This is a genomic window from Endozoicomonas sp. PH6C, assembly GCF_059322965.1.
On the sequence record NZ_CP185342.1, the window covers coordinates 384,485 to 410,849 of the forward strand.

Sequence of the window (26,365 nt, forward strand, 5' to 3'; positions counted from 1 at the left end):
TATCGCGGTTCTTTTTTTGTTTTTCAGTTTGGCTGGAGACCAACCAGCCAAAACGTCAAAATGGGATTTTTTTCTCGTCAAGTGATGATGAAATCGTAGAGTTATCAACTCTTTGAACAGATGCCGTTTTATTCAACCGCAATCAGGCATTAAAACGCTTGAAACGATTTGCCAGTCCATTAGTGGAACTGTCCTGATCGGAAGTTGTACCGGACTCTTTCAGGCGGTCATAAACCCGGTTGCCCAGAACCTTGCCCAGTTCTACACCCCATTGATCAAAAGAGTTGATCTGCCAGAGGGTTCCCTGCACAAAGACTTTCTGTTCATAGAGTGCCACCAAAGCACCCACTACCTCTGGAGTGATTTTCTCAGGCACAATCATATTGTTGGGACGGTTGCCGGGAATCACCTTATGAGGCGCCAGAGCGTCAATATCGGCACTGCTTATGCCCGCCTTTGTTAACTCTTCACGAACCTCATCCAGATTCTTACCCTGCATCATGGCCTGACTCTGGGCCAGAGCGTTGGCAAATAGCCATGGATGCTGTTCGCCCAGTGGATTATGGCTGGTGGCCGGAGCAATGAAGTCTACAGGAATCAGTCGTGTACCCTGATGCAGCAACTGGTGATAGGCGTGCTGGTCATTAGTGCCTGTGCCACCCCAGATAACGGCACCTGTCTGGTAATTAACGGTGCTGCCATCTCTGCGGGTCTGCTTGCCGTTACTTTCCATATCCATCTGTTGTAAATGGCCCGGGAAGTCACGCAGGAAGTAATCGTAGGAAATAACGGCGTGGGACTCTGAGCCAAAGTAGTTCTGGTACCAGACCCCCAGCATACCCAGGATAACCGGCATGTTCTTTTCCAGAGGCGCCTGGGCAAAGTGTTTGTCCATCTCCCAGGCACCTTTCAGCAGTTTCTGGAAGTTGTCAAAGCCCACTACCAGGCTGATCATCAGTCCAATGGTGGACCAGAGCGAGTAACGGCCACCGACCCAGTCCCAGAGTGGCAGGGTGTTTTCCTGGGCGATACCAAACTCGTCAATGGCTTTCAGATTGGTGGAAATAGCCACGAAGTGTTTGCGAATGTCGGATTCGGCACAACCTTTTTCCAGCATCCAGGCACGTGCAGCCTGGGCATTCTGCAAGGTTTCCAGTGTGCCAAAGGATTTGGAAGCCACGATAAACAGGGTGGTTTCCGGATCAATCCTGCGGAAAACTTCAGAAATTTCGTTCGGATCAATATTGGCTACATAGTGATGTTCGAGCCCTTCAACATGATAAGGCGTCAGAGCATTGATGACTGTCTTCAGGCCCAGATAGGAGCCGCCAATACCAATGTTGACAATGTGTTTGATGGCTTTGCCGGTGAAGCCTTGCCACTCGCCGGAATGCACTGAGTCGGTAATGCCTTTCATGCGCTTGTGGGTATCGCGTATTTTGGGCATGACATCTTCACCGTCGACCATGACCGGATCTGTGCCAAAGTTACGCAGGGCTGTGTGCAGAACGGCACGCTTCTCGGTGTAATTGATTTTGTCACCCCGGAACGTGGCCTTAATGGCCTCTGGCAGTCTGGCTTGTTCAGCCATCGTCATCAGGGAAGACATTACATCGTCGTTTATCAGATTTTTGGAGTAATCCAGAAACAGGCCAGCCGCTTCCAGGCTGTAGCGTTCAAATCGGTCCTTGTCAGCTGCAAACAGTTCTCGCAGGTGCGTGCCTGCCATCTTTTGTTGCAGGGTTTCCAGCGATGAGGATTCAGGCAAGTGTTGAATAGGACTCATGTGAGTACAGCCTCGGAGTGTTGTGATAGAAAGTAGAGTTTATGAATGGTAAGTACTCAACCATACGAAATCATATTTTCTGACTTATTGTTCAGGCACTCGCGGCAACTGCTCCTGCGTTGCTCTAGCTCCTGCATCCATGCAGTCGTGATGCGTTGCAACTCTGGTCACATAGCTTGCTATGTTCCCGTCGTTGCGCCTTGCAGAGCACCTGCCCAATAAGCCAGAAATATTCGATTCCGTATGGCTGAGTACTTACGAATGCTTTGTTGATTTAATGAGGTTTCTACTCCTTATATTTTTGACTGCATATATCATCAATTTTTTTTTCTATATTTTTGTAGGTATCTTTTTTAAATTTCAATAAGTGGCGCTGCTCTTGATCAATCAATGTCAAATGCTCACCTGACCGCTCAACGTTAGCCAATAAAGTTTCCTTCTCTTCATCGTCGTCATCCCTGGCAAACAGTTGCCAGGGCTTCCCTGCTTCTTTTTTGGCCGATCCTGTAGACACGAAGTCTGTACAGCCGTAGGTTCCGTTATCTTTAAGAAAAACCAGAGTGTAATGATTTTTTTCTCCACAGTCGGAATCGCTGGAAGCATTTCCCGAGCATATTATCAATGCACCCGCTTTCGCTTCCTTCCCCAGCACTTCAGGGTTTAGTAACAACCACATGTCATAGGGAGCTTCTTGGGCAGTCAAAGCAGGAGAGCTGTAGCTGATGAGTGTCAGTAATCCTATACTCAAAACACTCATGCACCTGCTAAACCAGTGTGAAACCTGTCGTGTCCTGTCTTCCATAGAGCTACCTTCGTATTGTTGAGTCTGGTTCAGTATAAGACACTCCTTCCCTGTTTAGCTCCCGGTTAATTCAACCATTGCTAATCTTTCTGACGTGTTATCGTGATGTTGTCAATCAATCGGGCCTTGCCGAGGTAGGCGGCTGCCAGAATCACCAGGTTCTGGTCATCGGGACCCGCCGGCAGAAGCGTGGTAGTACTGCTGATGTTGAAATAGTCCGGCTTGAATCCAGCCTGTGCCATTTTTGCAAAAGCGTTACGGCGCAGCAGGTCATAATCACACTCGCCCGCCAGAATAGCTTCACGTGCGGCCCGCAGACAGCGATAAAGCGTGGGGGCTATTTCTTCACGCTCTTCCGGTGTTAGATAACCGTTGCGGGAACTCATGGCCAGTCCGGTATCTTCGCGGGCGATAGGTGCACCGACAATCTCAACAGGTATGCACATGTCTTTGGCCATTTTGCGAATAATGGCCAGCTGCTGGAAGTCTTTTTCTCCGAAGACAGCCACATCGGGACGAACAATATTAAACAGTTTGCTGACCACTGTGGCTATACCTGTGAAAAAGCCCGGACGGCTTTTGCCACAGTGCATGCCATCCAGCTCTTCGACACTGACGTGGGTGTGATGTTCGCTGCCTTCAGGATAAATTTCTGTCGTCTGGGCAGTGTAGAGCAGGTCCACTCCCTGCTCGATCAGAAGCTGCTGGTCCTGCTCCATGGTGCGAGGGTAAGAGTCGTAGTCTTCATTCGGGCCAAACTGCAGTGGGTTGACATAAATGCTGACAACGACAACATCGCAGAATTCCTGGGCTTTTTTGACCAAAGTGAGGTGACCGCCGTGCAGATTACCCATGGTCGGCACGAAAGCTACGGTTTTGCCTTCGACTCTGCAAGCTGCTACCCCAGCCTGTATTTCAGCGATGGTATGAAGTGTTTTCATAGCGAATAACTAGACGATCAGTGACTTTAAAAAAGCCAGTATTTCTGGCTTTTGGCGGTTGTAAGAGATTCTGTTTATACCATTCAGCCAGATCATTCAGAAACCTGGCTGAATGGAGAGACTCAATTGAAGCTGTGTTCCGGACCCGGGAAAGTGCCATCTTTAACTTCTGCAACATACCGAGCCACAGCTTCCTGTGGGGTGGCACTGTCTTGCATGTAGTTTTTGACAAACTTGGGCTTGCGGCCTGCTGTTAGATGGAGCATGTCATGGAGGACCAGAATCTGGCCATCGGTTGCGTCTCCGGCACCAATGCCGATAACCGGGATGTCAACGGCTTTGGTGATTTCCCGTGCCAGGTCGTTGGGCACACATTCCAGAAGCAGCATGGCCGCACCGGCAGCCTGCAGATCAATGGCAGCCTGGATCATGCTGTTGGCTCTTTCCTCTTCCCGACCCTGAACCTTGTAGCCGCCAAAGACATTAACAAATTGTGGTGTGAGTCCCATATGGACACAGACAGGAATGCCTTGCTGCCTGAGGCAGGTCACGATAGGAGGCAACCAGCCTTCACCCTCCAGTTTCACCACTTCGGCACCGGCCTGCATGATTCTGGCGGCACTGATGACCGCCTGTTCTTCGGTGGCGTAGGAAGCAAAAGGAAGGTCTGTCATGACCATGGAGTCATGAGCTGCCCTGGCTACACAGCGGGTGTGGTAGCACATGTCATCGACGGTGACGGGAACCGTGCTGCTATTGCCCTGTATGACATTGCCAAGAGAGTCCCCCACCAGAATGACTTCAACCCCCTGAGTGTTGACCAGATGGGCGAGCGTCGCGTCATAGGCCGTCAGGCTGGCAAATTTCTCGCCGGATTGTTTCATGTCGGCCAGGGTTTTCAGGGTTACTTTAGCCATCTATCAGGACCTTGAGCCTTTAGCGTTAACTGGAAAGTGCTTTGTGGCGGATTATACGCAAAGCAGTCAGGTGTGTCAGTGCTTCTGGGGAAGCGTGATTCGGAAGTTTATCGAATGAGCGTAAACCTCCGTACTTTCGTTACGTGCTTTCGCTAAGTGCTTTCGTTACGTGCTTTCGCGACACCCTCTTTCATGTCGGGGAGGATGTCAAAGCCAGGGATACTTTGTTGCCATGACTTCAATGCCTGCGGTTCCGACTTCTGCCAGAAGTGTGGCTGCCTTGCGGCCATCAGGCAGGGTCAGGTCAGGGTCTATATCCAGAAGTGGACAGAGCACAAAGTTTCTCAGATGCATCTGATAGTGGGGCACTGTCAGACGATCGGAATCAATGATTTCATCACCGTACAGGATAATATCAAGATCGAGTGTTCTCGGCCCCCAGTGCACGGTTCTGATTCTGCCATGGTTATTTTCAATGGCCTGTAAGGCGTCCAGTAACGGCAGTGGTGCGAATGTGGTTTCAATCCGAACGGCAGCGTTGTAATAGTCAGGCTGTCCTGCAGGCCCCACCGGTTCACTGATGTAGAGCTTTGAACAGCCTGATAATTCAACTTTGGACAGGGAATCGATGTCGTCCACGGCTCTTTGCAATTGCAGACCGGGATTGTCCAGATTGCTGCCCAGGGCTATATAGACGCTGGTCATAATGCTTCAGCTTCGCTGGTTTATTGCGGTTTGTTCGTAACAGGAGGACGCTTGCGTGGGCGGCGTCTTCTTCGTTTCTGGCCTCCCTTACCACCGGGGCGGGAATGAAGGTCGCGAATCATGCTGTTTCTGTCCTGGTCAGCAGAGTCCTGGATGTCGGTCCACCACTCCCCCGCTCCGTCCAGTGCTTCACCGGCGGCTTCCCTGAGTACCAGAAAATCGTAGGCGGCCCTGAATTTAGGGTGCGCCATCAAGGACTCAATGGCTCTGGGCTGACGGCGTTCCAGTCTGTGCTGCATTTCCCATATATCCCGTACTACCATGGTGAAACGTTTTGGAACCGCAGTGTGAGTACACTGATTGTCCAGCACGACCATGGCTGCCTGTTGCAGAGCGGGTATGGGAGGAATGCCCTGCTCACGGAGATCTCCGGCCAGTCTTTGCAGCGGCGTCCAGAGGAAGGCAGCAAATAAAAAGGCGGGAGTGACGGGTTTGCCACAGGCAATGCGTGAATCGGTACTTTCCAGCGCCCTGATAATCAGTGCTTCAGCAAATTCATCCTGAGCTTCAAGGCTGTGATGTGTTGCCGGGAACAGGTACTGAAGCAGACTGTATTCACGCAGAAGGTGGAAAGTTCTTACCCCTTTGCCTGATTGCAGTAGTTTCAGCACCTCGTCAAACAGCCTGGCCGATGGTATGTCACTCAGCAAATGACCCAGATCATAGATGGGGTCCGCAGTTGCAGGGTCCATATCGAAATCCAGCTTGGCCATAAAGCGCAGCGCCCGTATCATTCGGACCGGATCTTCGTGGTATCGTTTAACCGGATCACCGATCAACCTCAAGATCTGATCTTCAAGATCTTGAAGACCACCGCAGTAATCTATGACAGAGTGATCACGGACGTCGTAATAGAGTGCATTGACGGTAAAGTCTCGACGAATAGCGTCGTCTTTCATTGAGCCATAGACGTTGTCTCTGAGAATCCGTCCGGAATCAGAGTGATCGGACTTGTCCTTGCTGTGGCTATCATTGCGGGCATCATCATGACCGGCCCTGAAGGTGGCGACCTCAATCATTTCGCGACCAAACAGAATATGCACCAGCCTGAATCTTCGACCAATGATCCGTGAGTTACGAAACAGTCTGCGGACCTGTTCAGGCGTTGCATTGGTGGCAACGTCAAAATCCTTGGGGTGCAGGTCCAGGTAAAGGTCCCGGATACAGCCCCCTACCAGGTAGGCTTCATAGCCATTATTGTTCAGTCGGTGAAGTACTTTCAGAGCATTTTCACTGATTTCACGCCGTGAAACAGGGTGGTTTTCTTGAGGAATGCGAGTCTGGTCTTCAGACTGGGATTGGTCAGGCTCCCAAACAGAGTCGGGTTCAGGAAGCTGCGATTCAGGGGGTGCAGAGTCTTTTTCTGTGGATGGCTTAAGCAGGAAGTAAGCAGCAAGCGATATGCCCAGCACCACTAATACTGTAATAATGATGCCTGTCATGATGAGTTTTGCATGAAATCTTTGTTGGTTAGTCAGTAATATCGTCGCGGTGGATCAGATGTACTGCTCCGGTCTGGCGTACATCATAGCATTCCAGTGGGGGATGTTGACACAGGTTTATAGTCTTTAGGAGCTCATATCAGGACATCAGACAGGTGTTAGATAGAAAAGAAAAAAGGGGGAAAGGCAAACCTCCCCCCCTTAGTTGGCGAATCATTATTATTTTTATTGTATCGCCGGAGACTGTAAACGGATGATTTTGCTGGCTACCTTTTCCATGGTGAACCCGGAGGGCATACTGCAAAATAATCAACTTACTTTTGCCCTTATTGTTGTTATTTGGGCAGGGTTATTATTTTTATTATTTGTGCTTATTGTTATTGTTTTGTCAGTCTTCTGCATAGGTTGTGCCAGTTTTTTTAACTTGTTGATTTTTAACAATAATTAAATTATTCGAAGGGGGCAAATCAAGAAAAGGTTACGAGACTTTGTTACTTTCGCAGAGAATAGGTATTAATGCGTAACAGGTGGGGGGGTAACACTTCGGTGTTAACGAGGTGACAGAATCAGGTAGTTGCGGTCCTGGTCGATCTGAAAGTGAAACTGGCCCAGTACATTCATACCCAGCAACCCTTCTGCAAAGGCGTAGTCCAGCTCTAATCCGGCTACTTCCAGGTCTTTGACAATGTATTGACCGAGGTGTAGCTCCTTCACCCGATAAATAGGAGCAAAGACAAACCCGCTGGCTGTTTTCAACTGGGTATGATTCACCCGATGGGCCATTTTCTTGCGTTTAAGCTCTTTCAATAAAGCATTGGGCAAAGTTGTCAGGCTGGCTCCAGTGTCTATCAGCAATCTTGGCTGGCTCTTATCCTGAGTTGACGCTACTACGATGTAGTGGTTGCCTTCACTAAGGAGAGAAATGGCTGAAGCTGGCATTTCCTCGGGTTCTTCCTGAACAGGGGGCAACAGGTCAGACAGTTGTTTGAAAGCCATTCGGCCAAACTCTTCATCGGTCTGCAATAACTCGAGTTCGCGAATGGCATTGTTGGAATCCTCGGCAGACAGGTAACCCTGAGCCATTGCAAACCGGTAAAAGGCACGCTCGGGTTCCATGGTTGCCAGTTTCTGGAAGAGGGGCAGGGTTTCCTGGAGTTGTTGGTTTTTCTGCCTGTTTTCATAGATCATGCGGCTGAGCTTGTGAATACTGTCGGCTGTGTTTTCCAGCTGATCAGGCAGGCTGATGAATGAGCGGACGCTGATCAACACTTCAATGGCTTTCTCCAGCTCCTGCTCCTCGGTGTAGAGCTGGGCCAGCTTTTTCAGAAAAACCGGGTTTTGATAATAATGTTGGGTAAAACGTTCCAGTGCAGCAATACTGTACTCCCTGTGTTCATACCATTCATCTATTTTTTGCAGCAGGACTGTTTCCAGTCGTTGACTAAGTTCCGAATTCTGTCGCTCCTGCCTTTGAAAAATGATCAGGGCGTCATCGTACCTGTGTTCTTCCAGTGCCCGCTCAAAATCAATGATTTCCTGAGGTATGTCAGGCCACTCCAGCGTGTTAGTGAAATCTCCAAGAGGCAGCCAATTCCTGAAGTCCTGATTTTCGAAGTAAGTCTTTTTGCCCTTAACAGCCAACACTTCATGCCACCACCAACCGGTAATCAGGCCAGTGGCAAACATCATGATGGATAATGTTAGAAGTCTTAGAGCCAGAATTTTTTTCAACAGGACAGGGACTCCATTCAAGTATTTTTTCTTCAGTCTAGCTTGACTCCAAAGGGATCGTCGACCAATCCATCTGCGTGTTAATTGTGCAAATTATTTCATCCTTCTTTGCTCTATAGTATTGAAGAGATTTTTTCGCCTGTGGCTGATGATTTTCAGAATCTGTAGTCTGCCGCTCTTTCGTGATGGCATGAAATGGAGACTATCCATGAGTAAAAAAGTAGCTGTTATTCTTTCCGGGTCCGGTGTTTTTGATGGTAGCGAAATCCATGAGGCTGTTTTGACCCTGCTCAGCCTTGATCGCTGCGGAGCCAGTTACCAGTGCTTTGCCCCCGATATACCTCAACATCACGTTATTAATCATGTAACGGGTGAAGAAATGGAAGAAGGCCGCAACGTATTGGTAGAAGCGGCCAGGATTGCCCGGGGTGAGATCAGGCCGCTTGAAGAGTTGAAGGCGGAAGATTTTGATGCCCTGATTCTGCCCGGTGGCTTCGGAGCAGCAAAAAATTTATCGGATTTTGCTTTCAGTGGCAGCGAACTCAAGGTTCAGAGTGGCGTCAGCTTTGCGGTTAAGTCTTTCGCAGAAGCCGAAAAACCTGTTGGGTTGATGTGCATTTCACCTGCTATTGCCGGCCGTATATTTGGTGAAGGTGTTCTGGCCACCATTGGCAATGACGTTGAAACAGCTGCAGCACTGGAGCAGACGGGCGTTAAGCATGTAGAGTGTGCTGTGGATGATATTGTGGTGGATGACCGTCACAAACTGGTGACCACTCCAGCCTATATGATTGCCAGGAGCATCAGTGAAGCCGCTGTCGGGATCGACAAGCTGGTTGATCGTGTTCTGTCTATGGTCTGATTTCCCGAAGCCTTGTCCTCCTTTGTCTGGGATGGCAAGGCTGCTGTTCAGTGGACAGTGGACAGTGGACAGTGGTCAGTTGGCTTGCCCTCCCTTGGGTGATGAATATGCCTCATCTACGCAAATTAGTGATATTTATCTTACTAATATTTTGTGCTGCTTCTTACGGGTATCAAGTTGATACTTATGAAGTGCATATAAGTTTCAACCATAATGTTTCCTATGAAGATTACGACAAGAGTTTTTCCAGTGGTCTGTTGAATTTATTAACTGCTTTCTCGTTATATTATGATGAATATGTAAGTTCCGACCATTCTGCGTCATATGAAGATTACGTACAGAGTTTTTACACTGGTCTTTTGGATTTATTAACCTATCTGTCATTATATTACGATCATCTAAGGCTGCCTTTACGATTATCTGAAATGGTAAATGTTGCTTTATTACGTTTCCTTATATCTAAAAGCGCTAGTAATCATAATTATATATATATTGCTATTTTATCAATAAGCCTATTATCAGGTTTTTTGGCTAATACTGCTTATGACCTAAGCGTATTTTTTAATAGTAATGAAAGCTCGTTATTAGCCATTTTCAGACTCATCGCGAAAATAGCAGAGCACGAATTATCTATAGAAGCTTTCTGCTGCTTGGCAAGACAGCTTTTTCCAGGATTATGTCTTATTTGTTTAGATTCCTTGAAAGACCCTGCAGCTGCGTCCTGTGCAAAACACTGGTATTGCCAGGCATGCATTGATGAATGGGCGAAGCAATCACCTTTCTGCCCTTTATGCGAGCGTTAGTACCCTCCGATGCGCTATTGTCAGGCGCATCAGTCAAGCCGACCGGGGGATCGACAAGCTGGTTGATCGGGTTCTGGTAATGGTCCGATAAGCTAATGAGAGACTATGTCCTGCAGTTCCGCTCAACCTTAAAAAATCATTCCGTGTTTTTGGTGGATGTCAGCGCCTGAAGAATATCCTGTTGCCCAAAAACACGGGCAAACTCTTCTGCTGTCTGGCCGGCATTGTTCTGCTGTCGAGGGTCGCACTCACTTTTCATTAACCGGTAAGCCATCTTCAACTCTCCACGGAAGATGGCTGCCATTAATGCGGTATTTCCCCTGTTGTCCTTAAGGCAGGGGTCTGCTCCCTCTGATAAAAGCAGTTTAAAAGCATCGGGTTGTCCATTATAGGTAGCCACCATCAGGGCTGTGTAGCCCTTTTGGTTTTTAGCGTTTACCGGAAAGCCAGCTTTCACAAATGTGCTAATCACTTCTGTATCGTTGATACGGGCTGCTGCCAGAAAAAAGTCCGTAAGTTGTCGTGCAGTCTGATCTTTAACGACTTTTTCAGAAGCTGATGGTCTGACTTCAACGGGATAATCAGGAGTATCAGCCTGTAACTGTTGAACAGTGGCAGCGAATCCTAAAAACCATGAAAACAAAATAACTAAACGCATAAATCCACCTTCATTTTGAAGACAGTGGCACACACTTTGTGAGCGCCACTGCAGTGGCGTTATCTGGACATGCTCTTGACGGTTTTCAGGTTGCCGCCAACGGCTTTTGCCAGTTGTTCACCAAATTCCCTGTCAGCCTGATAGAAGTGACTGAGCATGATGTATTTCACATCTTCGTTTTCAACCTTGCCAAGATCTCCAGCCAGATTGCTAACAAGATTTTTGCGCTCCTGTTTGTTGAAGCTGCGATAGAGGACACCTGCCTGAGCAAACGGCAACTGTTTCCTGATAGCTCGCTGCAGATACTCGCCTTCAACAGGTAAAGAGCTATAGCGGCCATTGGCCACTTCCTTTCTTGGGTCTAAACGACTGGGTTGATAGTTAACGTCAGAAGTCTGATTGCCATGGTTGGAGGCGCCGTCCTGATTCCAGTTGCTGACCGTTGCTTTGGCACGGTTAACAGGAATTTGCTGATGGTTGGCGCCCAGACGATACATTTGAGTATCGGCATAGGAAAACACCCGACCCTGTAGCAGGCGATCTTCAGAAGGTTCAATCCCTGGTACAATATTGGCCGGGGCAAAAGCGGACTGTTCCGTTTCCTGGAAGAAGTTGTCCGGTGTCCGGTTCAGCGTCATCGTACCCACTCTGGTCTCTTCGATATCGAGCCACATCTTTGTGGCATCCAGTGGGTTGTAGTCAAAGTCATCCAGTTGTGATGGCTTGAGTACTTTTATGAAAAGATCCCACTTCGGGTAGTCGCCTCTGGCAATGGCTTCATACATATCACGCGTCGCATGACTGAAGTCCCTGCTTTGTATTTCTGCCGCTTCTTCAGCTGTCAGGTTCTTGATGCCCTGGCGACTTTTCCAGTGAAATTTCACGTAGGAAACATCACCGCCAGCATCAACGAATTTGTAGGCATGCACACCAAAGCCGTCCATCTGACGCAGGTTGGCCGGTGTGCCAAAGTCGGAATAAACCCAGGTCAGCATGTGGGTGGATTCAGGAACATGACTGAAGAAATCAAAGAATCGATTCGGGTCTTGCTGATTCGTTACTGGAGACGGTTTTAGTGAATGAACCATATCCGGGAATTTGATGGCATCGCGGATAAAAAACACCGGAAGATTGTTGCCTACCAGATCCCAGTTACCTTCACGAGTATAAAACTTGGTCGCAAAACCTCGCGGGTCACGCAAAGTTTCTGGTGATCCTTTGCCATGGATTACGGTAGAAAAACGAACAAATACCGGAGTGACTTCATCTTTTGTGAAAACAGCGGCGCGGGTTAAATCGGAAATATCACGACTGGCTTTAAATTCACCATAAACACCGGTTCCACGGGCGTGAACAACACGCTCAGGAATTCTCTCCCGGGCAAAACGCTGGAGCTTCTGAATGAGTTGAACATCCTGGAGTAGAACACCACCGTTCTCCCCGGCGGTGTATGAATTCTGGTTGTCACCCACTACTGCTCCGTTATCCCGGGTCAGAGGAGCGGCCTGAAGGGTGGTGGATATGGCAAGGGCAAGTAATGTGCAATACGCAAGCGGTTTCATCGCTTTTATCTCCTAACCTCCATGCAAGCATTTGTAACAGCGAAGATGCTTTCAAAAGGAATTTTTTAAATGTGATTTTTTTATGGTTAGCCGAGTCAGTCGATCATAACCAAGCCTGGATTTATTGAATCAGGCGGGAGAGTAAGGAGACAGTTACTTCTCTCTATCTGGACAATAGAGAAAGTTAATGGCTTTAAGTTTGTTGTGTATAAAAGTGTAATAGGGAGGATTTTAAAAATTAGTGAGAAGCCTGTGATAATTCTGTGAGAATTTCCTGTGATATTTTCAAACAGAGCAAGCTTAAGGGAATGGATGAAGGAATCTCCGGGACCATAAAGCTGCTCTGTGAAAGCGCTATCTACGCAGCCGTTACAGGAGGCATGGAGGCTACCAGTTTCAGTACTTCATTGTCGATGTAGTAGAGACCCTTGCCCTCAAAGCCAATCATATCGATTTTATCCAGAATACCTTTGAACAGCTTTTCTTCTTCGTGCTGCTCGGCTACATACCACTGCAGAAAGTTGAAAGTACTATAGTCCTTTTCAGTAAATGCAGTGTGCGCCAGCTCGTTGATACAACGGGTCACTTCGCACTCGTGCTCGTAAGTCCGCTGGAAGATATCTCTTACCGATTCATACTGGTGGGGAGGTGCATTGATTGCACCGATGATAGCCATTGCCCCAGTCTCATTAACATAGTCAAAGAGCTTTTGCATATGCTCCATTTCTTCCCGGGCATGCCGACGCAGAAACTCGTTGCAGCCATCAAGCCCCTGGGCTTCGCACCAGGAAGCCATTTGCAGGTAAAGGTTGGAGGAGTGTAAGCGCCAAATAAACCAGCGTACTGGCTGCCGCCCCCAAGATTTCTTATTCTTTGCCTGTCTTAACATTCCAGGGGAGAAGCTGTTCCAGTTTCTCAACGGTATCGGCGTAAGGCAGCTCTTTTAAAATATGGTTCAGGTAATTGAAAGGCTCCAGACCATTCACCTTTGCGCTTTCAATCAGGCTGTATAAAAGGGCACTGGCTTGCGCCCCTTTTGGCGTGTCTGCAAACATCCAGTTCTTGCGGCCAATAGCGAAGGGGCGGATGGTGTTTTCCGCTGCGGCATTACTGATATCCAGGTGGCCGTTGTCACAGTAAACGACCAGTTTTGGCCATTGGTTCAATGCATAGCTCATGGCTTGGTGCGACAGGCTGCCCGGGTCTAGCCTGGTTATGTTTTTCTCCAGCCATACATGAAAGTCGTCCAGTAGTGGCTTACTCTTTTGCTGACGCAGGATGGCTTTTTCTGATGGAGGAAGATCTCCTATTTCTTTCTCAATGGCGTAAAGCTTACCGATTTTGCCTAAAGCGACATTCGCCTTGCTAACGCGGGTGTTTTTCACCTTTTTGCCCGGTTTGGCTTCGCCCTTCCTGGCATCCAGAAATTTCCTGCGAACGTGGTCGAAGCAACCCGCCTGGGTGATGCCTTCTTGTTTGCATACAGCGTCGTAACTGGCATACCCGTCAGTTTGCAGGTAACCGCTGAACCCTTCGAACAGACGCAGGGGAACCTCCTTGCCTCTTGAGGGATCGTATTCAAACACCACCGATGTTTGTCCGGGTGGCCCACCAAGGCTGACCCACATATATTTGTCAGAGTTGATGGACTTGCTGGTTTCCTTGATCACCTGAATTCGGGTTTCGTCAGCATGGATCACCGAACCGGTCTTTTGATGATCTCTCATCAAATTGATGAGTGGCCGCAGTTCTGTAGACAGCCGAATCAAAGAGTTGGCCATCGTCGTCCGGGTGACAGAGCCACCGTATCGCTTGAGGATATTCTCTTGCCTGTACAAAGGCAGTGCGTCGCAGTACTTGGAGACAATGATCCAGGCCAGTGTGCAAACAGAGAGTGAAGATTTGGGCAGTGGGTGTTTTGGCAGCTCTGCAACTTTAATGACCCGCTTCTCCTGTCCATGCTCATCGACTTCTGGAAAGACTGCTTTCTCTTGCAGAATTTCTTTCACCTGAACCTTGGTCGGAACGATATCAAGCTCTTCACGGACTTTGACAAAGAAGGTATCAATGGCTCCGGCTTTTTCTTCTTCACTGAGTTCAGAGCGTTCCTGCACTCTGGGCAGAGACTCTGAAAATGACTTGCGCCCTGTTTTCTTTTTGCGTGGTTTTGGAGGCTCTTGCTCTGGCTGACCTTCAGCTTCGTCTTGCTCTCCGGTGCAGCCTTCCAGCTCCACCTCGTTGAAAATGTCGACCTGGCTGTTGTTTTTTTCAGTGCTTCTTCCGTACAGGCGGGATCGGGAGAGCCTCAGGTACTCTTCCAGTTGCGCAATGCGTTTTTTTTGAGAATCGATGACCTCTGACTTCTTTTGAATAATGTCGTCTTTTTCAAGAAGGGCATTTTCTTTTTCAAGAAGGGCATTTTCTTTTTCAAGAAGGGCATTTTCTTTTTCAAGAATGACACTTTCCTGCGAATGGATCGCCTCAAACAAGGCGACCATTTCAGGGTTAGTCTCAGCCTGATGAAAGGGCAAATCCAGTGCGGATTTCGGCTGAAAAATCAGAGTGTCGGCGGTCGATTTCATGGTCGCTATTTTACCATAAAACCCTGAAAAACAGGACTAAAAACAGCTCTCATAATGCCTTTTTTTATGGGGTTGCATGGCATTGAGATTGTAGCCGTCCAGCAGCCAGTTTAATTGTTTCCCGGTTAATGTAACCAGCTCTTCGTCCGGTTTGGGCCAGTGGAATTTGTCCTCAGACAGGCTCTTGTAATAAAGCACAAAACCATTATCTTCCCAGAACAGGCACTTGATTTTATTACGCTGCCGGTTGGTAAACGCATATAAATAGCCGTCAAAGGGGTTGTGCCCCAGCTCTTGTTCAACCAACACAGCAAGCCCACGAAATGACTTGCGAAAGTCAATCGGCTCCCGGTAGAGAAACACCTTTGGTAATACCTCTGACGGTCGCATAACCGGGGTGTTCATAGCATATCCCTCACCAGTTGCTCACAAAGCGACAGGTTACTTTCATCAATACCGGACACTGTTACACCACTGGGTAGGGTGATGGAGAGTGGTGTTATCCGAGAAGGCGCACCAGGTTCTGGTTGGGGTGTTACCTGGACAAAGCCAGAGTTGTTCGGGGTCGGTTTTACGCTGGGGGTTGTGTCGAGTTTACGCTTCCAGTATCCGAATTTGGATACCCTTATACCATGCTGTTGGCACCACGCACTCTGAGTCAAACCTGAATCCCGCCACGACTGAACACGCTCTAGCCATTCACTGTCTGCGGGTAATTTCTTTGACATATTGGCCTCCTTATATCGGGAGGCTAATCATTTCAAATGGGGTTTTGATTCTGAAGGGCGTGGGTTTATTTGGCGTTTACGGAGGAGTAGAACTCAAGATTGATCTGATCGTTGAGCTTGTCGATCATGGTTTGAGTCAGCATGGTTTTAACCTGTTCGTGCCAAAAACTGAAGTATAACGGCTTGGTGCTCCAGTTAAACATTCAGGGTATGATTTCGCCTTTTTTCACACGCTTCTGGACTGAGTCATGACTTCTCCTTTTGATCATTCCGATACGCTTTACTGCAAAATGAAAACAGCCTGTGCTGATGACTGGCACCGCTATTGTCACCATGAGTTTGTTCAGGGTATTGCGGACGGCACACTGCCTCTGGAAAGCTTCAAGCATTATTTGCAGCAGGACTATCTGTTTCTGATTCACTTCGCCAGAGCTTATGCGCTGGCGGTCTACAAGGCTGATAATCTTGAGGATATGAGGGCAGCTTCCGGCTCCGTGGCCGGGATTCTCTCAGAGATGAATCTTCATCTGGAGTACTGTGCCGAGTGGGGAATGACTGAGCAGGATGTGGTCAGTCAGCCAGAAGCCAGGGCTAATATGGCTTATACCCGCTATGTGCTGGAGCGAGGAATGGCAGGTGATATTCTGGATCTGGAAACTGCCCTCGCCCCCTGTGCAGTAGGCTATGCAGAGATTGGTCTTAGACTGATGAATGACCCAGCAACTAAAAGAGAAGGAAACCCCTATTGGAAATGGATCCAAACCTATGGGGGAGAGGAGTTTGTGCAAGGGGCTGTCAGGCAGGTTGAAGCGATTGAAACACTGGCTGCCAGCCGTTTCTCTGAAGGCCGAATGGACTCTCTTTGTCGTACTTTCAGAGAGGCCACCCGTCTGGAAATTGGCTTCTGGGATATGGGGCTGAATCGGACTTTTTAAGGAACATTATTCAAGGTGAGCTGGAAACAGTTCACTTTGATAAAAATAAACCTTCTGCTTCTAAAGGCTTCTTTTAATCCATTTATCCCGCTGTATGGCTCTGCTTAGTTTGAATGCCGATCTGCCTTACTCTCTCCGAAATCCAATACCTGACACAGGCAGTAATGTTCTGTTTTATTAATAATTTAATCTTTGCCGTTTACTTGTGAGCCGTAAAGTCTCTTTTTTAGCGAAAAAGAGTGTGTTTCCTTAATCAACTTTTACCCGGTTTTTAAAAAATTTACTTAACCATCTGCGCTAAATAGTTACGGTAAAAAGACAGGTCGGGGAGTTCAATAGGTAGGTATCTCTATTTTAATGGTGGCTTTAATTGCGTGTGACCTTAGCCGTATAAGTATAAATCCTCAGCAATATCAAAAATTGAATAAGTATATGAGTTTTAGTGATGTGATGAACGTCCAAGAACTTATAAGAATCCGCATATAACTGCTCGGTCATAGAATGATTTCTAATAGTTCGTGATCACATATAAAAAGCAGAAAAGATCCACACAACACAACACATTGAGTTAGGAGTCCAGTGATCATGCAGAAGAAACTGCTTGCCACTTTAGTCGCTTCCCTCGTTGCCGGTCAGGCAATGGCCCTGGAAGTTTATAACGATGACGTTAACAGCCTGTCAATTGGCGGTAAGATCGGCGCTAAGACCGTTAAGAGCAATGGTTCTGACGCTGAGATGAAAGATGCCAGCCCACGCATCAACTTCAAATACGCTCACAAGTTTTCCAGCGGCTGGACCGGTTCTGCTGTTGCTGAGTGGGGCTTCTACGCTGTTGACGGCGACCAGGACGATCAGTTCTTCAACCGTCTGGGTAATGTTGGCCTGAGCCACGATACCTACGGTGCCTTCACTGCAGGTAAAGCATGGTCTGTAACCTCTGACGTATCTGGCTGGACTGACCAGTTCGCCATTGGTGGTGGTGCTGCTATGGGTGTCTACAGTGGCCGTACAGGTCTGGTAAGTGATGCTGATGCTGCACACGACAATGGTGACACTGATGGTACTGCACGTGCTGACGACGTAATCCAGTATCGCAACAGCTTTGGCGGTCTGAATGTTGGTATCCAGTACCAGCTGAAAGGCACCGGTGGTAAGACTACTGATGAGGATGGTGAGACTGTAGACGGTACTCGTGACTCCAGTTACGGTGTTGTACTGAGCTATGACCTGCCAATGGGTCTGTCTCTGGGTGCTACATACAATGAGGCTAAGTACGTTGAAGAACTGGGCGCTCTGCCACGTTACAACGGTTCTGACAAGTCTACCTCTGCTACCGTTGGCGCCAAGTTCGAAAACGAAGCTCTGTACCTGGCAGCTACCTACGGTCAGTTTGAAAACAAGACTGCTGTAGTCAAAGGCACTCTGGACAAAGAATCTACCGGTATTGAACTGTACGGTAAGTTGGCCCTGCCTCAGGTTGTTGATGGTTTCTACCTGCAGTCTGGTTTCAACCAGCTGACTGCTGACGACACCTACACTGGTGACAAGACTGACGCTCAGTTCACCGACTACATGGTGGGTGCCATCTATGAAACTGGCCCAATGCAGTTCGCTTTCGAATACACCCGTGGTGAGAAAGTCGCTGCTGCTGGCAATAAAGATTTTGACGACACCTACGCTGTGCAGGCTCTTTACTACTTCTAATCATCAGAAGCAGTCAGCCCGGCAGTAAGCAGTATCTGAGGAGGCGCAATCTGCTTCCCCAGACTCTGTCAAAAAAGGCGAAGCTCTATCCGGGTTTCGCCTTCTTGTTTTTTAGGAAACCTGAACCAGGGAAGCTAAAGCTTCACCAGCACTTAAACGGTAAGTTCTACTGCCTCCCCATACTGCTCACTCAAACAGCGATTCAATACCTGCATAAACGCTTCGCCGTTGCTGTCAGCAATCCACTGTTCTTTGCCTTCATCGTAATCGAAGTGAAAGCCGCCGCCTTTGGCGGCCAGCCATAATTGCAGCACGGGTGTCTGGCGGCTCAGAATGACCTTGGAGTTGTCTTCACAGGTCAGAGTGAGAATGCCTGCGGCGGTTTCATAATCAATATCCAGCCCTGCCTCTTCTATGGCGTCTTCAATAGTGACCATCAGGTCGTCCAGGAGGTCATGATATTCGCTTTCGTTCATCAGTGTATCCGTCAGTTAGGGCTATCGCCGCTGTTTGATGCAGATTATACTCAGCGGTTGATCATTGCTGAAACAGCCTTTTCAAAGAAGGGCTGTTCTGGTGGTGAATGACTATCCACACAGCCCTGAGCGAATTCAGCTCATGGTAAAAAGTACAAGGAGCCTTTCATGAGAGCCCTTATTGCCCTCATGTTCACCACTCTTCTGCTTGCCGGGTGCGGTCAGAAAGGGGATTTGTATCTTCCAAAGGATGGTGACACCCAGCAGTTGACTCATGGTGGGTCAGAGTAATCAGTCTCCGGGGAGAGACAGACGACTGAAGTGCATAGATGCCTAAAGTGCATGGATGCCTCAAGCCCGGAAAAGTAGAATAATGCTCCCCAGAAATTTTATGACAGAGAGTAAGACAGTCTGATGGATTGGTTTCCCAGCCGTGACGGTGAGCTTTATGCTGAACAGGTTCCCGTTACTGAAATTGCTGAACAGTTTGGTACCCCGGCCTACATCTATTCCCGCAAAGGGTTTGAAGAAGGGTTTAAAGCCTACAAACAGGCGCTGGAAGGGTGGCCTCACCTGATTTGTTACGCCGTCAAAGCTAACAGCAACCTGGCGGTTCTGAATGTTCTGGCAAAACTGGGAGCGGGTTTTGACATCGTTTCCGTTGGTGAACTGGAGCGGGTTATTGCTGCCGGCGGTGAAGCCTCTAAAGTGGTTTTCTCCGGTGTCGGCAAACAGCGTCATGAAATCAGAAGAGCCCTGGAACTGGGTATTCACTGCTTCAATATTGAGTCAGAAACGGAGCTGGAAAGAATCCAGCAAGAAGCAGAAATCATGGGCAAAGTGGCCGCTGTTTCTGTCCGGGTGAATCCGGATGTCGATGCCCGGACCCACCCTTATATTTCTACGGGTCTGAAAGACAACAAGTTCGGTATTGATATCAAGGCTGCGCCTGCCGTTTACCAGCGGGCAGCTGAGCTAGCGAATATCGAAGTGGTGGGTGTGGACTGTCATATCGGCTCTCAGCTCACCACCAAAGAGCCCTTTATTGATGCTCTTGATCGTCTATTGCTGCTGGTTGATCAGCTTCGTGAAATGGGTATTATTCTGAAGCATCTGGATATTGGTGGTGGCCTGGGTATTTCTTACGAAAAACACGAACAGCCACCGACACCCTCAGAATATCTGGGGCAAGTGAGAGAGCACCTGGCTGCCAACGAGCACCACAAGCACCTGAAAATTGTGGTTGAGCCCGGGCGATCTATTGCCGCACAGGCAGGGATGCTGATCACTGAAGTTGAGCTGATCAAACAGTCTGACCATAAGGCTTTCGCCGTGGTTGATGCGGCCATGAATGATCTTTTGCGTCCTTCAATCTACAGCGCCTGGCATGGTATTGAACCGGTGGTGCGCAACGACGAGAGAGGGGAGCTATTGTGCGATGTGGTCGGGCCCATTTGTGAGACCGGAGACTTTCTGGGTAAAGACAGAAAGCTGAAAGTGGCTGAAGGCGATTTGCTGGCGGTCCACTCTGCCGGTGCCTATGGCTTTGGAATGAGCTCCAATTATAATTCCCGTTGTCGCCCTGCTGAAATTATGGTCGATGGTGATCAGGTACATCTGGTTCGTCGCCGGGAAAAGCTGGCTGACCAGTGGGCCAACGAAATACTGCTGCCAGAAGGATAATTATTGCGCTATGTTGTTGCACTTCACAAAAATGCACGGCCTGGGCAATGACTTTATGGTTGTTGACAGAGTCACCCAGTCCATACGCATTACGCCGGAAAAAATCCGCAGCCTGTCTGACCGGAATTTTGGAATTGGTTTTGATCAGTTGCTGATGGTTGAGCCGCCCACCGATCCCGATATGGATTTCCGTTATCGGATCTTCAATGCCGACGGCAGTGAAGTGGAGCAATGTGGCAATGGTGCCCGTTGTTTTGCCCGTTTTGTCAGGGACAAGAAACTGATTGGACGTGACACCATTCGTGTTCAGACTTCAGGTGGCAATATGGAACTCACCATTGAAGACAATGGCGATGTTACGGTGGACATGGGTATTCCGGTGCTGGAGCCTCAACAGATTCCGTTCAACGCACCATCCATGCAAACCACCTATGACCTTGATGTGGACGGAGAGCGTCTGACTATAGGGGCAGTTTCCATGGGCAATCCTCACGCCGTATGGCGGGTGGAGGATATTAACCGGGCACCGGTTGAATCAATGGGTCCCAAACTGGAAGGCCATAGTCGTTTTCCAAAACGCTGTAATGCCGGTTTTATGCAGGTACTGGATGCCACAGAGATCAACCTCCGGGTTTATGAGCGAGGCGTGGGTGAAACCCTGGCTTGTGGTTCCGGTGCCTGTGCGGCGGTTGTCGCGGGTCGTTTACAAGAACTTCTGGATGAAGAGGTTCGGGTTAATCTTACCGGTGGCAGTCTTCTGATTCGTTGGCGGGGAGAAGGTCACCCGGTTATGATGACAGGGAGTGCCACCAGGGTATTCGAAGGACAAACAAGGATATGACAGACTCGGCCACCAGTGATAAAGCCTCAAACAAGAAAAACGCTGGCAGAGAAAACCAGATCACTGCTATGACGGCAGATCAGGTGATTCAGTATCTGAAGAACCATCCTGACTTTTTTTTGAATCAGGATGAACTGCTGTTGGATCTCAAGATTCCCCATGAAAGAGGGGAAGCTATTTCACTGGTTGAACGTCAGTTACAACTGCTCAGGAAACACAATCTTGAGTTGCGGCGCAGGCTTGGCAAACTGGTGGACGTTGCCCGGGATAACGACCGCCTGTTCGAACAGACTCGCAAACTGGTGCTTGGTATGCTGGAAAGTCAGGATCTTGAGCAGGCGACTGAAACCCTCAAAGATGGTCTGGAGCAGGATTTTGAAATCGATTTTCATTCCCTGATTCTGTTTACCCGCCAACCAGCCAATCTGACCATCCGGGAAGAAGATCCTGATACAGCGGATGAAATTCTGGGTGATCTGCTTTCAGGCTTCAGGGATAAACAATCTTCCGGTCAAAAGGTCATCTGTGGCCGAATGAAGTCCCGCGAACTGGAATTCCTGTTTCCGGACAACCATGGGGAAATCGGTTCAGTGGCACTGGCGCCATTGAATTTCCCGGATAAAGTGGGTGTTTTGGCACTGGGCAGCCGGGATGAAAATCATTTTCGGGCTTCCATGGGCAGCCTGTTCATTGGTTATCTCAGTGATGTGACCAGCCGCGTCTTGAGTCGTCTTATCTGAAGGAGAGTAAGTAAACCAGCAACGACTATTAAATCCGCTATACGGTTAATCATTGTGTTCATGTTCCTGACTAGAACTAAATAGGGGGTGCCTGCAAACAGGGCAGGTTCTTACCCCGTTATTAATCATTGCTATGGCACATTCCTTATGGACTTTGTGGGAGCAGGCTAATATCTGGCAGCCGCTAAAGGCATCTTCCAGACAGATGCAGCACTCATCGTGGCCTGAGTTTTCCCGACATTTGTGATTGCCCAATAGCCTGTTATCAAGGCAGACACCGCAAACATCACAGTGAAAGGAATTATCTGAGTTTATTCGGCAAATACCACATTTATCGCAGTGATGCGGTTTATTATGTGCTGTGGTGAAGTGTTTGCAAATTGCGCAGTAATATTCCGACATTTGCTCTCCACATCCGGGGCATGTCTGGGAATCTTCATTAATTTCTCCCTCATATCCACACAGAGAACACTTAAGCCGAACTGCATTGAGAGCCTTATGTGTAGCTGTACATGAAGGATCCTTGTTTTCGTTATGACATCTATGGCAGGGGAAATACCCCGGACAGCAAGGAAAACCCACAGAGCAGAATCTCCGGTAATGCTGGCACCCTGCTCCGTGAGACTCTTGCAGTGGAAGCCGTTGTAAATCTACGTTTGAACAGCCTGCCTGCTCATCGGGCGGGTTTGCATGCCCGCTTTGGGTGCACGGCTGCTGGTAAGGGGCAGAATATGGGTCAATGATCTGCCAAGTGTTGGCTGCGGCCATCTGTTGATTTTCTCCATCAGGCATATCGCTTACAGATGGTGGCCCTGAATCGGAGGAGTCAGACGAGTTTTCCAGCTCATTGTGAGTGATCGAGTGATCGTGAGAAACAAAATCGGCTGAGATTCGCATCGTCGGCCAGACCTCTGCCATAGGTTGATCTGTTCGATCATTCATGCGGTTTGCTGATCGTAGCTGACGAAGCTCACGCATCAATATTGAATATTGGTTATTCAAGCTTCTGTTTTGATCTTCAAAATAAGCTACGCAGCCTCGCAACCCCTCAATATCTGCATTTAATTCTTGATTCTTTATCGTTAATTCATGATTTTCTACATTTAAGTTACGATTCTCTATATCTGAATTTTGATTTTCTATTCTTAATCTTTGGTTCTCTGTTCTTAACATTTGGTTCAATTCTCTTAACTGTTCGTTTTGTCCAGTTAACTTTGCAATCTTTTCTTTATCTTTCTCCTGATCGCATCTTTGCAGCTCAATCATTTCTGTAAGCCAGTGGTATTGATTTGTAGCATGTTCTAACTCTCTTAAACTGCTATTCAAGTTTCCAAGTTCATAAAGGGCAGGGTTTTCGAATGCATTAAATGCATTTTCCGGAGCAATCGGTGAAGGATTTGAAGGCAGTCCGTTGCTATCCAACATCTGTGCAGGCAAAGAAGGTTGGGGATAAGTTTGGGCGACGAGAAGAGAAGCATCGGTCGTATGTTTACTTAAGAAGTCTTGATTTATCCCTGTCACTTCCATATCGGATCGGTCACGTGCCCTACTGGCATGATCAGCACCGTGTGAACGTCCTGCCTGTAATCGCCTTTCGAAAGGGCCGATTCGCTGATTGGTAAGTGCAGGCTGCTTTGGCCTTGCTCCCTGCTGTAAATATCTGTTTGTTGGTACGTTAGGGGTGCTGCCGGTGGCGCCAGAGGCACTTTGGAAGCTATCAAAAGGCCGGATTGAATTCGTGTTTGCACTTGCCCGGAAGCTATTGAGAGGCCAGATTAAATTAGTGTTTGCACTTGCCCGGAAGCTATCAACTGGTCGAACTGAATCGGTGAATGAACTTGCCTGAGAGCTATCAACAGGCCGGATTGAATTCGTGTTTGCACTTGCCCGGAAGCTATCAACTGGTCGAACTGAATCGGTAAATGAATTTGCCTGTAAGCTATCAACAGGCTGGATTGAATGAGTGTTTGCACTGGCCTGGAAGCTATCAACTGGTTGGACTGAATCGGTGAGTGAATTTGCCTGCAAGCTATCAACTGGTTGGACTGAATCGGTCAATGAGCTTGCCTGGAAGCTATCAGCTGGTTGGACTGAATCAGTGAATGAACTTGCCTGTAAGCTATCCACAGGCTGGATTGAATCGGAGAATGGGCTTGCATTGCTGACAATTATTTCGTTGGAGGTATTATCACCGTTACACTCGGATTGATGTTCATCAGGTTCGGGGCAGGCTCCGTCAGTTGTGTCGTCGGAGATATAATCTCTGTTACGGATTACAGACGCTTGAAGCGAAGACTCTTTTGGCGAAGGCGCTTGTGATGATGAGTAAGATTGCACCTGCCTCAAGAGTTTATCTGAAAAGCTTAATAATTCTTGAAACGACGGGTGCTGATCAAATTGCGTAATATCTATAAAAGGCTTGGGAAATGTAAACGGCCTTGCGTGGAACAAAATATTACTTCGTGTGGTTATATCTGATACTTTTCCTAACAGTTCACGAATAGGCCCAAGCGGTTTTTCATAGAACAGGAACAATTGAACAAAGTATTCAGTAAAGCAACACTGTTCAAATTGTCCTATTGGTGGCTCTTGGTCAGATTGATTGACCCTGTCAATTATATCCTGAACAATCTTATACAAAATCATCAGGTTGTTATCGGCAGCTTCCGGCAGTGCCTGCTCAGGTGGAATAATCGGTTCACTTGCAGACAGGGTGCCAAGGTCATTCAAAGCCTGTGTTTCATCGCTCGTGGCTTCAATCAGCTGCCTGATAAACCCGTTGCGCACTGAGTTCTCACGGTAAGTACGCTGCAGTTCCAGTACCGCCTCAAGAGGAGTGACAGCATTACCCCTGGTGTTTGTGCTTTTGGTTTCCAGAACCTGCAAACGCTCAGGCATGTCCAGCTCATTCAGTATTCGCCTTAGCTTGTGAACGGCGTTGGGGTCGTTGCTCTTAATGATGGCGACAAGTTGGTTCGCAAGTACCTGAAGGTCCTGAGTCCCGGTGTTTTCTTCATTCTCATCTTCATTGTCGTCTTTTCTGTTATTCCAATCTTCACTGCTATCATCACCTTCCCCCGGTGATCTGCTCTCCTGACCTTCAGGTTCATCTCTTTGTTCTTTTTGTTGATAGTTATTTTCGTCCTTTGATTCTCTGTCTGGTGCCTTGCCAGTAGGTTCACCATCGCCATTGCCCGCTTTCAGGCCACTTGTCTTCAGGGCTGTGCGCTCAAGAAATAGTTTCAAACAGCCAAGCTGCCACTGAAGACTTTCGCTGGCCGGGCAAGAATTGGCGGCACGCTGCAAGAGGGTGTTCCAGAAATTAACATCGGTCAGTTGATTTATATCCAGGAAGTCAAGCCAACCAATGGGTATAACGGCCTCACTGGAAGAGCCATCTGCGTTGACGCGTGTCATCTTCAGACGGGCCGGAGACAGTTGTTCCTGAAACGAGATAGAATCCTTACCAATAGACATCAGCCAATTGATGATGGGGTTGAGGATAACCAGGTCTATTTCGAATAATCCCGATGGTCTGCCCCCACCACCTCCCCAGGGGGGAGGGGGAGGCAAGTAGAAGAAGCCGCCATTGCCACCACTGGGAAAATTGCCCGTGCCAGTGAACTGGCCTCCTGTCGATGACAGTGTGTTATTTCGGGTTTGACCGGTTTCCAGTCCACTGTTTGCTATGTTGTCGGGGTGGACCAGAAGGGTCATTGGAGCAGTATGGGGCTCGTCCTTCAGCGGTTGATCGGTGGTTACAGAAGTCAACTCTGGTCTGTCTGCCGACGTGGATTTTAAGCGAACAAGCGTGCCATTTTCAGAGTTACCCTTTGAGACATCCTGGAAGATGGGTGTTTGCTCTTCCTCCATTATCAGTAGCTGATAGCAATAGTCACTCAAGTCGTTCGTGAGCGATATTGCGATACTGTTCGAATCTTCTGGAGTCACAGGTGCCTTAAAGCAGAGAATGCTTTTTCGGTCATTAAAACCTTTCGGAAGCAGCAAGTTTACTTGCCACTGACTGACACCCTGCGGATCTGCAGCATCATTGATTTCAATCCGAACCCTGCTCCCGTCGAAATGATGTCGGTCAATGAGGGTTGAGGAATAGCATAACGGCACAACCACCATAGCAAGCGGGAAAAGAACAAACGCCATAAATAAACGGTAAAAATGCATTCAAATCTTTCTATATAATTATGTTAATAACACCAATTCCACCCTCCTTGTCTGATATAAAAACGTCCGGACAATCTGTGCCGACTTTCTACTCTGGAAAAACAAAAGAGCATTATTGAGCGGTTTTATTATTCTTGGAACAAACAGATAATAGACAAGAATTTCTGAATTGCTATGTGGGTTGCATGCCTTTTATCGTAAAGCCTTTGGAAGCAGCAAACTCTG

General features: G+C 48.2%; 23 protein-coding genes. 8 read left to right on the plus strand and 15 right to left on the minus strand.

Annotation, left to right across the window (positions count from 1 at the left end; genetic code table 11):
• Positions 1 to 142: 142 nt before the first annotated feature.
• The 7 genes from pgi to ACOMG9_RS01515 all read right to left on the minus strand — a co-directional run bounded on the left by pgi (position 143) and on the right by ACOMG9_RS01515 (position 8,384).
• Complete coding sequence (gene pgi, locus ACOMG9_RS01485; RefSeq protein WP_448215502.1) at positions 143 to 1,786, minus strand: glucose-6-phosphate isomerase; 1,644 nt, start codon at positions 1,784 to 1,786, stop codon at positions 143 to 145.
• Between the two features lie 286 nt (positions 1,787 to 2,072).
• The gene (locus ACOMG9_RS01490; protein WP_448215503.1) at positions 2,073 to 2,534 is read right to left on the minus strand and encodes a hypothetical protein; all 462 of its coding nucleotides are present in this window, start codon (positions 2,532 to 2,534) and stop codon (positions 2,073 to 2,075) included.
• 134 nt (positions 2,535 to 2,668) lie between these two features.
• Positions 2,669 to 3,529, minus strand: coding sequence for a pantoate--beta-alanine ligase (panC, locus tag ACOMG9_RS01495; protein ID WP_448215504.1), 861 nt, complete (start codon positions 3,527 to 3,529; stop codon positions 2,669 to 2,671).
• Positions 3,530 to 3,651: 122 nt separating this feature from the next.
• Positions 3,652 to 4,446, minus strand: coding sequence for a 3-methyl-2-oxobutanoate hydroxymethyltransferase (gene panB / locus ACOMG9_RS01500; protein ID WP_448215505.1), 795 nt, complete (start codon positions 4,444 to 4,446; stop codon positions 3,652 to 3,654).
• A gap of 207 nt (positions 4,447 to 4,653) precedes the next feature.
• Positions 4,654 to 5,151, minus strand: coding sequence for a 2-amino-4-hydroxy-6-hydroxymethyldihydropteridine diphosphokinase (folK, locus tag ACOMG9_RS01505; RefSeq protein ID WP_422136598.1), 498 nt, complete (start codon positions 5,149 to 5,151; stop codon positions 4,654 to 4,656).
• Between the two features lie 20 nt (positions 5,152 to 5,171).
• Positions 5,172 to 6,653: a polynucleotide adenylyltransferase PcnB gene (pcnB, locus tag ACOMG9_RS01510; RefSeq protein ID WP_448215506.1), complete on the minus strand. Its 1,482-nt coding sequence runs from the start codon at positions 6,651 to 6,653 to the stop codon at positions 5,172 to 5,174.
• Positions 6,654 to 7,202: 549 nt separating this feature from the next.
• Positions 7,203 to 8,384: a retroviral-like aspartic protease family protein gene (locus tag ACOMG9_RS01515; RefSeq protein WP_448215507.1), complete on the minus strand. Its 1,182-nt coding sequence runs from the start codon at positions 8,382 to 8,384 to the stop codon at positions 7,203 to 7,205.
• 208 nt (positions 8,385 to 8,592) lie between these two features.
• On the opposite strand from ACOMG9_RS01515, the gene elbB reads away from it, so the two are divergent.
• On the plus strand, positions 8,593 to 9,246 hold the full coding sequence (elbB, locus tag ACOMG9_RS01520) for an isoprenoid biosynthesis glyoxalase ElbB (RefSeq protein ID WP_448215508.1): 654 nt from the start codon (positions 8,593 to 8,595) through the stop codon (positions 9,244 to 9,246).
• A gap of 50 nt (positions 9,247 to 9,296) precedes the next feature.
• Positions 9,297 to 10,049, plus strand: a complete 753-nt coding sequence (locus ACOMG9_RS01525; protein WP_448215509.1) for an RING finger domain-containing protein — start codon at positions 9,297 to 9,299, stop codon at positions 10,047 to 10,049.
• 136 nt (positions 10,050 to 10,185) lie between these two features.
• Here the strand turns inward: ACOMG9_RS01525 and ACOMG9_RS01530 are convergent, their stop codons facing one another.
• From ACOMG9_RS01530 to tnpA, 6 genes are all read right to left on the minus strand, one after another.
• A complete protein-coding gene (locus ACOMG9_RS01530) occupies positions 10,186 to 10,707 on the minus strand; it encodes an ankyrin repeat domain-containing protein (RefSeq protein ID WP_494529679.1) in 522 nt (173 codons plus the stop codon).
• A 59-nt stretch (positions 10,708 to 10,766) separates the two neighbouring features.
• The gene (locus ACOMG9_RS01535) at positions 10,767 to 12,269 is read right to left on the minus strand and encodes a catalase (RefSeq protein ID WP_448215514.1); all 1,503 of its coding nucleotides are present in this window, start codon (positions 12,267 to 12,269) and stop codon (positions 10,767 to 10,769) included.
• Positions 12,270 to 12,627: 358 nt separating this feature from the next.
• Complete coding sequence (ftnA, locus tag ACOMG9_RS01540; protein ID WP_494529680.1) at positions 12,628 to 13,158, minus strand: non-heme ferritin; 531 nt, start codon at positions 13,156 to 13,158, stop codon at positions 12,628 to 12,630.
• Positions 13,136 to 14,851, minus strand: a complete 1,716-nt coding sequence (gene tnpC / locus ACOMG9_RS01545; RefSeq protein WP_448215655.1) for an IS66 family transposase — start codon at positions 14,849 to 14,851, stop codon at positions 13,136 to 13,138. The genes ftnA and tnpC overlap by 23 nt, the downstream gene beginning before the upstream one ends.
• A 36-nt stretch (positions 14,852 to 14,887) precedes the next feature.
• Positions 14,888 to 15,256: an IS66 family insertion sequence element accessory protein TnpB gene (tnpB, locus tag ACOMG9_RS01550; protein ID WP_448215654.1), complete on the minus strand. Its 369-nt coding sequence runs from the start codon at positions 15,254 to 15,256 to the stop codon at positions 14,888 to 14,890.
• Entirely contained in the window at positions 15,253 to 15,579 is a 327-nt protein-coding gene (gene tnpA, locus ACOMG9_RS01555; protein WP_448215653.1) for an IS66 family insertion sequence element accessory protein TnpA, read from the minus strand. The genes tnpB and tnpA overlap by 4 nt, the downstream gene beginning before the upstream one ends.
• 248 nt (positions 15,580 to 15,827) lie before the next feature.
• Here tnpA and tenA point away from each other — a divergent pair, with 248 nt between their 5' ends.
• On the plus strand, positions 15,828 to 16,514 hold the full coding sequence (gene tenA, locus ACOMG9_RS01560; protein WP_448215515.1) for a thiaminase II: 687 nt from the start codon (positions 15,828 to 15,830) through the stop codon (positions 16,512 to 16,514).
• Between the two features lie 585 nt (positions 16,515 to 17,099).
• Complete coding sequence (locus ACOMG9_RS01565; RefSeq protein WP_448215516.1) at positions 17,100 to 18,218, plus strand: porin; 1,119 nt, start codon at positions 17,100 to 17,102, stop codon at positions 18,216 to 18,218.
• A gap of 152 nt (positions 18,219 to 18,370) precedes the next feature.
• Here the strand turns inward: ACOMG9_RS01565 and cyaY are convergent, their stop codons facing one another.
• On the minus strand, positions 18,371 to 18,694 hold the full coding sequence (cyaY, locus tag ACOMG9_RS01570; protein WP_448215517.1) for an iron donor protein CyaY: 324 nt from the start codon (positions 18,692 to 18,694) through the stop codon (positions 18,371 to 18,373).
• 168 nt (positions 18,695 to 18,862) lie between these two features.
• On the opposite strand from cyaY, the gene lptM reads away from it, so the two are divergent.
• The 4 genes from lptM to ACOMG9_RS01590 all read left to right on the plus strand — a co-directional run bounded on the left by lptM (position 18,863) and on the right by ACOMG9_RS01590 (position 21,958).
• Positions 18,863 to 18,985 carry an LPS translocon maturation chaperone LptM gene (lptM, locus tag ACOMG9_RS01575; protein ID WP_422136612.1) on the plus strand — a complete coding sequence of 41 codons (123 nt, stop codon included), beginning with the start codon at positions 18,863 to 18,865 and terminating at the stop codon, positions 18,983 to 18,985.
• A 123-nt stretch (positions 18,986 to 19,108) separates the two neighbouring features.
• Positions 19,109 to 20,377, plus strand: coding sequence for a diaminopimelate decarboxylase (gene lysA / locus ACOMG9_RS01580; RefSeq protein WP_448215518.1), 1,269 nt, complete (start codon positions 19,109 to 19,111; stop codon positions 20,375 to 20,377).
• Positions 20,378 to 20,387: 10 nt separating this feature from the next.
• Positions 20,388 to 21,218, plus strand: coding sequence for a diaminopimelate epimerase (dapF, locus tag ACOMG9_RS01585; protein WP_494529681.1), 831 nt, complete (start codon positions 20,388 to 20,390; stop codon positions 21,216 to 21,218).
• Positions 21,215 to 21,958, plus strand: coding sequence for a DUF484 family protein (locus tag ACOMG9_RS01590; RefSeq protein WP_422136615.1), 744 nt, complete (start codon positions 21,215 to 21,217; stop codon positions 21,956 to 21,958). The genes dapF and ACOMG9_RS01590 overlap by 4 nt, the downstream gene beginning before the upstream one ends.
• A gap of 45 nt (positions 21,959 to 22,003) precedes the next feature.
• Here the strand turns inward: ACOMG9_RS01590 and ACOMG9_RS01595 are convergent, their stop codons facing one another.
• A complete protein-coding gene (locus tag ACOMG9_RS01595) occupies positions 22,004 to 26,140 on the minus strand; it encodes a CHY zinc finger protein (protein WP_494529682.1) in 4,137 nt (1,378 codons plus the stop codon).
• Positions 26,141 to 26,365 lie beyond the last annotated feature (225 nt).